A 13,485-nucleotide genomic window follows, 5' to 3' on the forward strand; every position below is an offset into this window, starting at 1 on the left:
GATCTCCTTAGGTGACCTTGACTTGACCGCTGCCATCCAGGCGCGCGGAGAAACTGACCTGACGCTTGAAACCCTCGACTTCCAGCAGGCCTTCGATACTGAAGGCCAGGCGCAGTTGATCGTGGTCACGCGGCAGGGAAATGACACGCACGTTGCTCAGGCGTGGCTCGTAGGCTTCGATGAAGTTTTCGATAGCCAGACGGGCCTGACTCAGCGAGTCGTGCAGGCTCAGGCGCATGTCATTGAGATCGGGCAACCCGTAGTCGGCCAGCGTTTGCACGCTGCCGGCCCGGGTGCTGAGCATTTTGGCCAGATGGGCAGCCACTGACGCCATGGCGCAAGCCTCAAGGCTGTTGCCCTTGCGTAGTTGTGCGTCGCCGTTGAGGCGTTCGAACAGGCTGCCGTATCCGTCCATGAGTCGCTCTTACTCTTTGTCCAGCTTGCCAACCAGCGACAGGGTGAAATCGGCACCCATGTACTTGAAGTGCGGACGCACGTTCAAGCTCACGCGGTACCAGCCCGGCTCGCCTTCAACGTCGCTGACGATCACTTGCGCAGCGCGCAGCGGACGACGGCCACGCACTTCGGCGCTCGGGTTTTCCTGGTCGGCAACGTACTGACGGATCCACTTGTTCAGTTCCAGCTCGAGGTCGGTACGCTCTTTCCACGAACCGAGTTGCTCGCGCTGCAGCACTTTCAAGTAGTGAGCCAGACGGTTGACGATCATCATGTACGGCAGTTGGGTGCCGAGCTTGTAGTTCAGCTCTGCCGCCTTGCCTTCTGCGCTGATGCCGAAGAACTTCGGCTTCTGCACCGAGCTGGCGGAGAAGAACGCCGCGTTGTCGGAGCCTTTGCGCATGGTCAGGGAGATGAAGCCTTCCTCGGCCAGTTCGTATTCACGACGGTCGGAAACCAATACCTCGGTAGGGATCTTGGTTTCGATTTCGCCCATGCTTTCGAAGTGGTGCAACGGCAGGTCTTCAACCGCGCCACCGCTCTGTGGGCCGATGATGTTCGGGCACCAGCGGAATTTGGCGAAGCTGTCGGTCAGCTTGGTGCCGAACGCGTAAGCGGTGTTGCCCCACAGGTAGTGCTCGTGGCTGTTGGCAACGGTTTCCTTGTACACGAACGATTTCACCGGGTTTTCTTCCGGATCGTACGGGTTACGCAGCAGGAAACGCGGCACGGTCAGGCCAACGTAGCGCGAGTCTTCCGAGGTACGGAAGCTCTGCCATTTGGCGAATTGCGGGCCTTCGAAGTGATCTTTCAGGTCTTTCAGATCCGGCAGGCCGGTGAAGCTTTCCAGACCGAAGAATTTCGGGCCGGCGGCAGCGATGAACGGCGCGTGGGACATGCACGAAACGCTGGCCACGTACTGCATCAGCTTGACGTCTGGCGAGCTTGGCGACATGTAGTAGTTGGCGATGATGGCGCCCACTGGCTGACCACCGAACTGGCCGTATTCAGCGGTGTAGATGTGCTTGTACAGGCCCGACTGCATGACTTCCGGCGAATCTTCGAAATCGTCCAGCAGGTCTTCTTTGGAGACGTTGAGGATTTCGATCTTGATGTTTTCGCGGAAGTTGGTGCGGTCGACCAGCAACTGCAGACCACGCCACGACGATTCCAGCGCCTGGAAATCCGGGTGGTGCAGGATCTCGTCCATCTGACGGCTGAGCTTGGCATCGATCTCGGCGATCATGCGGTCAACCATGGCTTTCTTGACCGGCTCACCGTTGTTCTGCGGCTTGAGCAGCTCTTCGATGAACGCCGACACGCCACGCTTGGCGATGTCGTAGGCTTCGTCGTCCGGAGTCAGACGGGTTTCGGCGATGATGCTGTCGAGAATGCTGTATTCGCCGCTGGCGGCGCTCTTCTCTTGTGCTGCGCTAGTGCTCATTGTGTTGGCTTCCTTGGCTACTGGAGTCTCAGGCGTCCGGGGCTGCGGCGTTCAGGCCCAGCTCACCGAGTACGCGACCGCGGGATTCGTCGTCGGCGAGCACGCCTTCGATCGCTTTACGGAACGCAGGTGCGTTACCCAGCGGGCCTTTGAGGGCCACCAGCGCATCGCGCAGTTCCATCAGTTTTTTCAGCTCAGGCACTTGCTCGACCAGGCTGGCCGGGTTGAAGTCCTTCATCGAATTGACGCGCAATTGCACGGCCAGCTCTTCAGCCTCGCCATCTTCCTGCAGACGGTTCGGCACGCTCAGCGTCAGACCCAGCTCTTGCTTGGCCAACACTTCGTCGAAGGTCATCTTGTCGATGCTGATCGGCTTGCGATCTTCGATTTTGCGATCGTCCTTGCGGTGGGTGTAGTCACCGATTGCCAGCAGCTTCAGCGGCAGTTCAATCTCTTCCTGAGCTCCGCCGGTGGCGGGTTTGAAGGTGACGTTGATGCGTTCCTTGGGGGCTACCGAGCCTTCTTTGGCCATGGCTTTTCTCCTTGCGGTTGTGGCCCTGGGGCCTATTCGAGTACCACTTCGAGGTCGAGGTGGCACAGCCTGCGATAAATCTCTTCCTTGCTTTCACGTACGGCGTGGTTCTGCGGCAACAACTCGCAGCAACTGTGCAGCAGGTGCAGCACTTGCAATGCAAGATCGGGCTCCCAGGCGTGCAGGCCTGAGTCCTGTAATGTCTGATCGAGGGTTTCGAGCTGGTTCTTGGCCAGTTCGTATTTCTTGGCCAGGAAACACAGCCGCGCGAGGCTGAACTGCCAGAAGAAGCGTTCACGGCCACCGTGGGCCGATTGCAGACCCTGCTTGAGAATCTGCACGGCCGGCTTCAAACCTTCCTTGCGCAGAATCGGCTGGACTTCCTCGAGGGCTTTTTCCCAGGCCGGCTGGGTTTCAACGTTCTCGCTTTCGACCTTGCGCGGCGCGCTGGCGCTTTGCAGATGCGGCATGACGTTGGCGGCGATCCACGCGCGGGTGGACGGATCGGCAAACGGCGCGCCGTCATGGAAGCGCAACTCGATGATGCCCGGCAGGCGCTGAATCAAAAGCGCGAAGTGGATTTCCACTTCGCGCATGGCCAGCTCGGCGTTAAGGTTCTGGAGACATTCCCAGACCATCCTCTGGCCATCGAACCAGAACGGCGCCTTCGCCAGGCTCGCCTCCAGTTCCACCAGCAGATCGGCGTATTTGCCCTGATCGAAACGGTCCTGATAGAGCTTGAGCTTTTCCAGCGGCAGACCGCGCAGCACGGTGATCTGCTCGGCGTTGCGCTCGGGCACTGCGTCGATGGTCATCCACAACAGCGTGCGATTGAGGCGCAGGGCACGCAGATCGGTAGCCTTCTGCTTGAGCCACCAGGCACACAACGGCCGGGCGCTGTCCTGCTGGGCGCGCAGGGCTTTGTGCGCATCCCGCTCGTTGTCGATCGGTGCGCCAGGAGTGAGCAGCTGGGTCGCGGCCTGCTTGACCTGCGCCACCGCCGCGCCCACCACGCCGGGTGCCGGCTGGTTGTCGGCGGCACGCTGGATCATGGTTTTCAGGCGGCGGGAGATCGGCAGCAGCAGTGGCGCGTCATCGCCCAGATGTTCAGTGCACGCGGCCTCAAGACCGGCCAGGTGCTCGGAGAGCTGCCGGAACATCGGCAACTGCTCTTTGATCGCAATGTTTTCGGTGATGACCTGCTCGAGACGCGGCACCAGCCAGCCGATCGCGGCGGCACGGGTGCGGGGTTTGAGCGGGTGGACGTCGGCCCAGTTGTTTTCCGACAGATGGTGCAGCAGACCGAGGCCGGCAAGCAGCCCGGGGAAGGATTCGCGCTGGTACAGCGACCAGGTCAGCCAGGCGCCGACACGCAGATCCTTGGATTGGGTACGCAGCAGATTTTCGCTGTTTTCGCGGATTTTCAGCCAGTCGATCTGCCCGCTTTCGTGCATCGACGAAGCCTTGGCCAGCTCACTTTCCAGCGCCTCGAATTCGCTCGAAAAACGAACGTCTTCGCCCGCAAAATTCTCTTTGGAAACAGAGACTTTTGCGAGTTCGAGGTAATGGGCGGAAAGTTTGCTTGAGTAGGACATCCATGGCCTTTATTAAGGATTACAGTCATGCGCGTGAATGGAGTTTCAGCAACGCGGGACAGTATCGAAGAGCAGTTCAGCGACTCATCCAATTGAGATGTGCTCTTTCAAGTGGGCGCATCGTAATCACTATGATGGCCACTAGCAAGCATCTGATTAAACAACAAGACGAACTGTTCATTGCGATCTGTAGGAGATCGCCCTATATGTCGCAGGGGTTTCCCTGATGCCGTTTATAAATCAGCGCATTTTCCCGGCTCCCGCCAAACCATTGTCCCAGAGCCTCGGCCGCAGCCGGGCGAGTTTACCTGACGCCCGCACCTTCGAGAGGCGTGCAGCATGCCAAATTCAAAAAAAAATAGAAGTAGGACACTTCCTAAAATGACCGGGTTCCATCGAGAAGTTTGCAGCGACAACGATCAATGCAAAAAGTGCCACTATAATGATGGCATTTCATTATTCTGAAACTTTACTCCCCCGGCAAATACTGGCACTTCGATAGTTATCCGAGCCGCATCCTACAGACACTTCTCGCATTCCAACCAAGACTTCCACACCGGAATACTCTGACAAATTTCAGGGATACTTCTTACATCAATTAGTTTGCCGCGCCGCTAGCTTGCCCTGGCAACTTTTCATGCGCGGCGATCAGGGAGGACGGTATCGCGCTTTGACTCACTTTGCTTAAGGACAAGCCCATGTTCTGCAAAGGCCACTGCGCGCCATTCTCACTGCATATCCCGGCCATTCGTCACGACTTCAAGGTGCTCGCGTTCACTGGCACCGAAGCGATCAGTCAGCTGTACGCATTTCGCATCGAGCTGGTGAGCGAGTACGCGGACTTCGATCTGGAAAGCCTGCTCAGCCAGCCTGCTTTTCTGCAATTCGGGTTAGCGGGCGAAGGCATTCACGGGCGGATCGAAAATGTCATGCTCGGCGAATCGGGAAAGCGCCTGACCCGCTATGAGCTGTCAGTGGTACCGGCGCTGCATTATCTGCAAATGAGCCACGACCAGCGGATTTTCCAGCAGCTGACAGTGCCGCAGATCATCGCGCAAGTGCTCAAAGGGCATGGCATCCAGGCCGATGACTTCACGTTCAATGTCGCCGCCGGTGAGCCTCGTGAGTACTGCACGCAATACAGCGAAAGCGACTTCCTGTTCATCCAGCGCCTGTGCGCCGAAGAGGGTATTGCCTGGCACCACCAGCATTCGCTCGACAGGCATTTGCTGGTGTTCAGCGACAGCCCGGTGTTCGCGCGCAAATTGGGCACCACACCCTTCAGGGTCGATAGCGGCATGGTCGCCGAACACCCGGTGGTCAACCACCTGAGCATGGGCTTCAACACACGTACCAGCACGGTCACCCGCCGCGACTATGACCTCAAGCGCCCAAGCCTGCTGCTGGAAAGCCGCTTCACCGCCGAGTTCACGCCGGCTCTGGAGGACTATCGCTATCCACTGCTGATCAAGTCCGAGAAGCACGGCAAACAGCTGGCGCGTCAGGCATTGGAGCGCCATCGCAGCGACTATCAATGGATTGAAGGCAAAAGCAATCAGCCGATTTTGCGCAGCGGTCACCTGTTCGAGCTGAGCGAACATCCCAGGGCCGACTGCAACGAGTTGTGGCTGCTGGTCAGTCTCAGTCACGAAGGCAAGCAACCGGCGGTGCTCGAAGAGGCTTTCAGCAGCGAGGCGAAACCTGCCGATGGTTTTTCCCAGGGTTACCGCAATACCTTCAGGGCCATTCCCGCAGAGGTGGTTTACCGTCCGCCTTTGCCCGCGCCAAGGCCCTTGCTGGTCTGCCAGACCGCGCGCGTTACCGGGCCTCCCGGAGAAGAGATCTTCTGTGATGAATACGGCAGGGTTCGTGTCGAGTTTCCCTGGGATCGCGCTGAACGCAACAGCGAAAAAAGCAGCTGCTGGTTACGCGTAGCGTCCAGTTGGGCAGGTGACGGATTCGGTGCGGTGACCATTCCCCGGGTCGACATGGAAGTGGTCGTGACCTTCCAGGAAGGCGACCCGGACCAACCGCTGATTACCGGCTGCGTCGCCAACAAGGTCAATGCCGTCGCTCATCCCTTGCCGGCGAGTAAAACTCGCACGGTATTACGCAGCCAGAGCTCACCGCGCAATGGCGGCTACAACGAGCTGTCGGTCGAGGATCGCGCCGGGCAGGAGAAGATCTACCTGCGCGCGCAGCGCGACCTTGAGCAACTGATCCTCAACGACAGCCGCAGCCTGATCACTCGTGACCGCCATGAGCATGTCGGCAATGACAGCACCAGTCTCATCGAGGGCAGGGATTCGCGCACTCATCAAGGGCTGCGCAGCACCGTGATCAACGCCGATGACTTGTTGCAGGTCAGCGGCACCAGCAGCCAGACCCTGGGCGCTCTGGTGATCCAGGCCGGCCAGCAGGCGCATGTCACGGCAAGCAACGTGGTGATCGATGCCGGCATGAGCCTGACGCTGTCAGCGGGCGGTCATCACGTCGTGATCAATGCCGGCGGGATTTTCAGCAGCGTGCCCATCGTTCAGGGCGGCGCGCCACTGCCGGGTCTCGCACCGCTACAACCGCTACAGGCAGAGGCTGGCCTGGTTCTTCCGAGCAGCGCCACACCGCTGTCGATCGTCAACAGCGCCCGCCAGCAGGCAGCGGATTTTTGCCCGCTGTGCGAAGCCTGCGCAGCGGGTCTGTGCGAGCTGGGAGAAGTCGCATGAGCCCGGTCGAACAATGGTTGCACGCTCAGTCCCGCGCCGGCTGCGATCTGTATCTGATGCTCGACACCGACGGCCACAGCGCAGAGCACGCTGCGTTGACCCGCGACCTCGGCACCGAGCGGTTTCGTCCGCTCTACACCGGCACGCCGGCCGAGTCGCTGGTGCCGACCGGCCCGCTGCTGTTGCAGATCGATACGGCGCAGCATCCCGCGATCCAGACCTTGCTCGCCACGCCCGAGCGCAATTGGGGCTGGCTGGCCAGTGCCCGTCACGTCGAACTTGATCTGCTGGCGGCGCATTGGCGCGAGCGCCTGATAACCGGCGAACGCCCGAATCAGGCGGTGTACCGCGTGCATGACAACCGGGTTCTGGGCCGTGCGCTGGCGCACCTGCAACCCGAGCACCGCGCGGCGTTTCTCGGGCCATTCAACAGCGTTTGCTATTGGCACGCAGAACGATGGAACGCCATCGACAACCCGGACCCCGGCCACCACCCGCTGCCGATGGATCCGCCGTGGCTGCACACGCCGACCCCGGAACTGATCTACGCCAACGTGCTGTTCGACAACACCCGCCGTTACCTGGTCGGCGAACACACCGAAGCCATGGCCGAGCTGGCCGAACAACTGGACGTCGATGAATGGTTGTGGGGCCTGATTCAACTGACGCACCTGTGGGGCTGGCAACAACCGGAGCACGTGCATTTCTTGCTGACCCGCAGTTTGCAGTTACCGGGATATCGGCCAGGCAAATCATGGCTGCCCAAACCCGGTGAAGATCCGGCGATGCATTTTGAGCGGGTATATCAGGAAGCGTTGTATTGGCAGGGAGAGGTAGGTCGATGAGGAACTTGAAACGAGGGTTGCTGCTGAGTGGTTGCCTGGGATTGCTGGTGGGTTGTACGACGGTGAAGACCCCGAACACCTTTACGTTTGTTCCGGATTTTCCACCTGGATTCAAGTACGACCTGACGGCCACCTATGTTCCGGCCAAGGGCCAAACATGCACCGTGCCTGGCGGGAGAAACACTCAGCTGGGATACAACAAAACCAATATGAAGTACCAAGGGACTTCCGAGATCCCGCTGTACAGAACCGTAAGCGAATGTCCGCTGGCGCTGAATTACATCGAGATCAAGGTCATCGGTATTTATGGTTCAGGGCGAAGCAACTTCAGCTATGACTACGCCTCGATTGCTGTACGTCCGGAGTTGCTGGAACGACAGATGGGTAGTTTCAGAGATGACGAGACAGCTGAGTTCTTTGGTGAGTGCATGTGGTCTTTTCGCACGGTGGGCCCGAAGCGTTATCTGATCAAACTGCTGACCTGCAAAAAAATGGATGCACAGGGCAATGTCGGGCGGAGCCGTCCTTTCACGGCGTACACGCTGACTCAGCTTTCTGGAAAAACGGTGACTCTGAAAATCCAATTATCTGAGCGGGAAAAGCCCGCTTTTGGTGACACGTGGGTAAAAGTGCCCGGCGGATGGAAGCGCTGCATGGGGAAAGCCTTTGAGGATCAGGATGCGTTCTGTTTCGGCAATTACAAAGACTTCAGCACATTCAGGATGGTAGACGAGCGCATCTGCACTATTTACCCCGATTGCACTGAAAACAAGGATCAGACCCCATGAGCATTGAGCCGACAGATTCCGGCATTGCGGCCTTTATGCAAGGCAACATCCACGCCTGCCCAAGACGCGGACAAGCCACAAGTTTTCAATTGGTGGACGAGTTCGGTGATGGCAAACCCTACGCCGGTTTGACCTACGAAGCCGTCGATTACGAAGATATTGTTTATACCGGCAAACTGGATTCCTCGGGCTCCGGAAAAGTTCTTGATCATTACTGCGGTCCCGTAACCCTGAAGCTCAGTCAGTTTTATCAGGGTAAAGAGGAAGTATATGCGCGACTGAAGGAACGACCGCACTACCCTCTCCCCATCACCGAACTCCAAGTCCGCGCCGAAAAAACCCGCTTCTTCCACAAAACAGGCACTCGCACCCAGGCCAACCCCGCCAAGGACCTGTCCGAAACCGATGCGTACTGCCAGGTCGAAGTCAGTGAACTGGTAAAATACATCGCCCACTTGCCGCCGCTGGCTGCTCGTCGCGACGCTCCGAAGAGGGCGGCGCACAAGCTCATGCGCCCCGCTGCGAAGTCCAGAGACTTCACGGTCGTCGATAAAACTTCTGCGGATGGCGGACTAACCATCTTGAGTGCGGCGGAGATGGCCACCGTCGAGTTGGGGTTTTCCCCGCCGCCGCCCAAGGGCGTCGCACTGCTGCCGAACAAACACCATGTGCTGGAAGTACGGCCGATGAGAGCGCTACGGCCAATGCTGTCGACAGGCGACGCGTTCTGCGCGCTCAACCTTTATCAGCTGTCGGTGATGGCGACGCTGAGCTACACCGATTTCGGACAGGAACCCAACACTCAACCGGTGCAGACCGACACGGTAAGCTTTCCGCTACAGCCCAGCAGCGGCAACTGGTTCGGCCACGCGCTGCCGCAGTTCGATGAGTTGTGGAAGGTCGATGACTCACAATCGCAGAAATACTATCCACTGTATGAAGACGTGCCGTATTCGAAACGCCTGGAAGTGGTGCCGTTTGACCCGAATCTTTACCCCGAAGTGAATGACCCCGCGTTAGGGAATCAACAAGAACACCCCGCCAGACTGCATTTTTTCGATGATCGCAAACAGGTCGAAAGCACGGACACTCAGGCTTTCATCTGCCACCACGACGAACTGATCCTGATCAGCGTACGCGGTACCAGTGAGATCTGGCCCGACGGCCGGCGTGACGGCGATGCCTATCAGGTTCCCTTTGCCGAAGGCGAAGGCAAAGTGCACCGCGGTTTCTACGGTGGCGCTTTGGCGGCTTATCCATTTATCGTGACTTATCTGGAAAAATTCTACAGCGGGCAAAAGCTGCTGATCACGGGTCACAGTCTGGGCGGTGCAGTTGCACTGATCCTGTCCGAGATGCTGAGACGCAACCTGGAGTTCTCCCCGCAAATCGTGCTCTACACCTACGGCGCCCCCCGCGCCGGCGACACCACCTTCATCGAAAGCGCCAAAGCATTGGCCCACCACCGCATCGTCAATCAGAACGACCCGGTTCCGAGCGTCCCCGCCACATGGATGAATACTTTCGCCAAGCCGAAGGAAATGTATGCGGCCAACGTGGGACTAGTGGCCCTGCATCCAGTTGGAGGTTTCGCATTTCTGATCCTGGGAATGATCAACTTACTGGGAGATGACTATGGGCATCACGGTGATTTGCGTCATTTCATGCCGGTGACATTTGGCGAAGGTCACAAGTCGTCGATTCTGTGGAAACCGGGTTGCAGCACGATCATCGATCACGGCTGCGCCAAGGCCCTGCACGCTACCAACGGCTTACCCGAACGCGAATCGTTTTTGCGGCAGTTGTTCTCCGCAGGTCACCACTCAATGGTCGGCAGCTACATCCCCGGCTGCTGGGCCAGCTTGCGCCGTTGGCAGGAAGCACTGCAGCTCAAGCGTTCGCTGGTGACCAATCGCGAATACGAGTGGATCAGCAGCGCCCTGGAGAATATTCAGCAACAGCTGCGGGCCGTTAAGCGCGATCTGCAAAACAACCACCGTTCTTACGTGCGAGAGCAGGAGCGCGCGCACAAGACGCTGATGCTCAATCAGGAAATAGACAAGATCAGCATGACCATGGCCCGCCTGACAGCGCTGCGCAGTCAACGGGTCACCGAGGTCGACGTTTACGGCAGCTATGCCGACCAGCCCGAATGGGTCGAGGAAAGTCTGCTGCGCTGGAACGCCCACCCTGAAAACCTGGTTCAGGAGCAACTGGCGATGATTCCGCCAGCCGCTGAAGACCACGATGCCGCTATCGCCGCGATGACCGGAGGGCATGCGGTTGGCGCGCCGTTTCGGCTGGATATTGATTCGTTCATTTAACTTAATCAGTCAACAAGGAAGTACCGATGCTCTCGTTGTCCCCCAAGTTAAACTTCGTCACTGCAACGCACTCGATCCGCGCTTTGTTATTGGCCAGCTTCATAATATTTGGAACTGGATGCAATTCGTTCTCCAGTTCGGCAACACTGAACATGGACATCCCTGCGAATTTTAGCGTCACCGCCGAAGCGTACTATCAGCCGTTTTCCCCATATTACTGTTACGCGCCAGAAAACTACGCAAGAGACCCCAACCTTGGAGTCAAAAAATTTAAACAACCTTGGCAACCCACTGCGCAGACCGCCAAGTTCAACGTCAAATTACTTCCCAGCATTGGGGGCTGTCTCACGCTCCTCAGCGAAATCAAGATCTGGATCATGGACATGACTGAGGATCCAGAGAAACTTGGCTTAAGCGCCGTCTGGATACATATTAATGACCTGGCAGATGAACCACTGGACGAGCATGGGTCGAACGAGAACTTGCTTTCAGTCGAGTGTAAATATGCGGACTCCCGGTTAAGTAAAGTCTTCAAATATGAATTGGTATGCAAAGGGCAGAGTACGAACGATGAAATTTTGGGCAGGCTACGAATTGAGCAATTCCAGGATAAGCCATTGCGATTAACAGTTCGGATGACCGAGTAGTCGGCGTGCTGCCCGATGCTTAAGTCCCAATGACTGCCGCAAGCTGGCTAGGCAGCTTGGTCATGTCCGCTATCAAACGCAGTCTGAGCGCGAAGGACTGGGGCACAATGATCAAAGGTCACGGCGGAATCCTCGATTGGATGGACTCGATATGCTTCGCGGCACCGCTCTTCTTTCACCTGACGCGTTACTTCTTCTCCGTCTGATCTAGACGAATGCTCCAACCACAAAAAATGGGCACCCGACCGCAATCGGTGTGCCCATTTTTCATTTGCGGTTCTCCCCGTCATTCAGGGGAGCACGCCGCCATCAAGGATTGACGCTGTCTTTCAACGATTTGCCTGGCTTGAACGCAACGGTGTTGCTGGCCTTGATCTTGACCGGTTCGCCGGTCTGCGGGTTTTTGCCGGTGCGGGCGCCGCGGTGGCGTTGCAGGAAGGTGCCGAAGCCGACCAGCGTCACGCTGTCCTTGCGGTGCAGGGCGCCGGTGATTTCTTCGAGGACGGCGTTGAGGACGCGATTGGCCTGTTCTTTGGTCAGGTCTGCCTTTTCGGCGATTGCAGCGGCGAGTTCTGGTTTACGCATTAGTGAAGCCCCTTTGACGGTTTTTTGTTGTTATGTCCGTGCTGTTCTCGTTGGAACAGCGCCCAAGGCGCCGCAGGCTCTACTCTGCGGCAGACGGGAGTGAGAATGGCACGCCGCCAACGGCGGCGCCAGTCTCCCCAAGACCTTTGTCGGGGCAAAAGAGCGGTGTTTGCGACAGAACGACCGGCATTTACGCCAGCAGCGGCGGCAGCTGTTTGTTGAGGGCCAGTTTTTCCATGACCGCCCCGCCGGTCAGGGCGTAACCGAGCAACTGACCGTCGGCACCGTGGCACAGCGCTTTGACGTCGGCGCCCTGCCCTTCGACGCTCCAAATGCCTTCGCTGCCCCGTGGCGGCGGCGAAACCACCAGCGGGCACACCGGGGTTTTCACGGTGATCGGCATCGGCCCGTAGCTGACCGCAGTCGGGTTTCCAGCGAGGGTTTGCGCCAACGCGCGCGCGCAGCTCATCAACGGCATCACGTAGAGCAGATTGAGCCCGTCGACTTCGGCGCAGTCGCCCAAGGCGTAGATGTTGGCGTGGGAGGTCTTCAGGTAACGATCGACCATCACGCCGCGATTGACCTGCACGCCGGCAGCCGCTGCCAGATCGATGCGCGGGCGCAGACCGATCGCCGAGACCACCACATCGCACGGGATGATCTGACCGTCGGACAGGTGCGCTTCCAGGCCATCGACTACTTTCTCCAGGCGGGTCAGCACCGGGCCGAGGTGAAACTTCGCCCCGATACTTTCCAGCCCGGCCTGCACGGCCGCCGCAGCGGCAGGATGCAAGAGCATCGGCATGACCTGTTCGCATGGCGCGACCAATTGCACTTCGTAGCCGCCGAGGATCAGGTCATTGGCGAATTCACAGCCGATCAGCCCGGCGCCGAGCAACAACACCCGACGCTTGCCCGCCGCTGCGGCACGGAAGCGCGCGTAGTCTTCCAGATCGTTGATCGGGAACACCAGTTCCCCGCCGTCGCCTTCGATCGGCACGCGCACGGTTTCCGCGCCCCAGGCCAGAATCAAGTCGCGATAGGGCACGGCTTCTTCGCCGATCCACAAACGTTTGTGGCCGGCGTCGATACCGCTGATGCGCGTGTGGGTGCGCACTTCGGCCTTCAACTGCTCGGCCATGGCGCCGGGCTCGGCCATGCTCAGGCCGTCGGCGTCCTTGTTCTTGCCGAAGCCGGTGGAGAGCATCGGCTTGGAGTAAGAGCGGCCGTCATCGGCGGTGATCAGCAGCAGCGGGGTTTCGCTGTCGAACTTGCGAAACTCGCGGGCCAGGTTGTAGCCCGCAAGCCCGGTGCCGATGATGACGACTGGTGCGCTCATGCCTTACTCCTCTATTTGCTTAGTTGATTTCAATCATTTCGAAGTCCATTTTGCCGACGCCGCAGTCGGGACACAGCCAGTCTGCCGGTACGTCTTCCCAGCGGGTGCCCGCCGCGATGCCGTCATCCGGCCAGCCCTCGGCTTCGTTATAGATCAGGCCACAGACGATACATTGCCACTTCTTCATTCAGGTACTTCCTCAGGGTT

General features: G+C 58.6%; 12 protein-coding genes and 1 pseudogene. 6 read left to right on the forward strand and 7 right to left on the reverse strand.

Annotated elements, in window-relative coordinates:
• Window positions 1-7: 7 nt before the first annotated feature.
• From tssE to tssA, 4 genes are read right to left on the reverse strand one after another with little or no spacing between them, the layout of a single operon-like run.
• Window positions 8-415 carry a type VI secretion system baseplate subunit TssE gene (tssE, locus tag AB4N41_RS08305; protein WP_007920274.1) on the reverse strand — a complete coding sequence of 136 codons (408 nt, stop codon included), beginning with the start codon at window positions 413-415 and terminating at the stop codon, window positions 8-10.
• Window positions 416-424: 9 nt separating this feature from the next.
• A complete protein-coding gene (gene tssC, locus AB4N41_RS08310) occupies window positions 425-1,900 on the reverse strand; it encodes a type VI secretion system contractile sheath large subunit (protein ID WP_016772499.1) in 1,476 nt (491 codons plus the stop codon).
• A gap of 28 nt (window positions 1,901-1,928) precedes the next feature.
• Window positions 1,929-2,432 (reverse strand): type VI secretion system contractile sheath small subunit, encoded by a 504-nt coding sequence (tssB, locus tag AB4N41_RS08315; RefSeq protein ID WP_016772498.1) that lies wholly within the window; start codon window positions 2,430-2,432, stop codon window positions 1,929-1,931.
• A gap of 32 nt (window positions 2,433-2,464) precedes the next feature.
• Window positions 2,465-4,027, reverse strand: coding sequence for a type VI secretion system protein TssA (gene tssA / locus AB4N41_RS08320; protein ID WP_252877123.1), 1,563 nt, complete (start codon window positions 4,025-4,027; stop codon window positions 2,465-2,467).
• A gap of 698 nt (window positions 4,028-4,725) precedes the next feature.
• On the opposite strand from tssA, the gene tssI reads away from it, so the two are divergent.
• The 6 genes and pseudogenes from tssI to AB4N41_RS08350 all read left to right on the forward strand — a co-directional run.
• Window positions 4,726-6,750, forward strand: coding sequence for a type VI secretion system tip protein TssI/VgrG (tssI, locus tag AB4N41_RS08325; protein WP_252877124.1), 2,025 nt, complete (start codon window positions 4,726-4,728; stop codon window positions 6,748-6,750).
• Entirely contained in the window at window positions 6,747-7,595 is an 849-nt protein-coding gene (locus tag AB4N41_RS08330; protein WP_252877125.1) for a DUF4123 domain-containing protein, read from the forward strand. Before tssI ends, AB4N41_RS08330 begins: the two co-directional genes overlap by 4 nt.
• Window positions 7,592-8,383, forward strand: coding sequence for a hypothetical protein (locus AB4N41_RS08335; protein ID WP_252877126.1), 792 nt, complete (start codon window positions 7,592-7,594; stop codon window positions 8,381-8,383). The genes AB4N41_RS08330 and AB4N41_RS08335 overlap by 4 nt, the downstream gene beginning before the upstream one ends.
• Entirely contained in the window at window positions 8,380-10,707 is a 2,328-nt protein-coding gene (locus AB4N41_RS08340; RefSeq protein WP_460138378.1) for a lipase family protein, read from the forward strand. The genes AB4N41_RS08335 and AB4N41_RS08340 overlap by 4 nt, the downstream gene beginning before the upstream one ends.
• A gap of 26 nt (window positions 10,708-10,733) precedes the next feature.
• A complete protein-coding gene (locus AB4N41_RS08345) occupies window positions 10,734-11,354 on the forward strand; it encodes a hypothetical protein (RefSeq protein ID WP_143497966.1) in 621 nt (206 codons plus the stop codon).
• Between the two features lie 44 nt (window positions 11,355-11,398).
• Window positions 11,399-11,560: pseudogene (locus AB4N41_RS08350) on the forward strand (phosphatidate cytidylyltransferase); the annotation flags it as partial.
• A 103-nt stretch (window positions 11,561-11,663) separates the two neighbouring features.
• On the opposite strand, the gene AB4N41_RS08355 reads toward AB4N41_RS08350, so the two are convergent.
• The 3 genes from AB4N41_RS08355 to AB4N41_RS08365 all read right to left on the reverse strand — a co-directional run bounded on the left by AB4N41_RS08355 (window position 11,664) and on the right by AB4N41_RS08365 (window position 13,465).
• A complete protein-coding gene (locus AB4N41_RS08355; protein ID WP_003213368.1) occupies window positions 11,664-11,939 on the reverse strand; it encodes an HU family DNA-binding protein in 276 nt (91 codons plus the stop codon).
• A gap of 190 nt (window positions 11,940-12,129) precedes the next feature.
• Window positions 12,130-13,278 carry an NAD(P)/FAD-dependent oxidoreductase gene (locus AB4N41_RS08360; protein ID WP_252877128.1) on the reverse strand — a complete coding sequence of 383 codons (1,149 nt, stop codon included), beginning with the start codon at window positions 13,276-13,278 and terminating at the stop codon, window positions 12,130-12,132.
• Window positions 13,279-13,297: 19 nt separating this feature from the next.
• The gene (locus AB4N41_RS08365; RefSeq protein ID WP_041476603.1) at window positions 13,298-13,465 is read right to left on the reverse strand and encodes a rubredoxin; all 168 of its coding nucleotides are present in this window, start codon (window positions 13,463-13,465) and stop codon (window positions 13,298-13,300) included.
• Between the last annotated feature and the right edge of the window lie 20 nt (window positions 13,466-13,485).

The sequence above is a fragment of the Pseudomonas sp. S2_A10 genome (assembly GCF_054668465.1).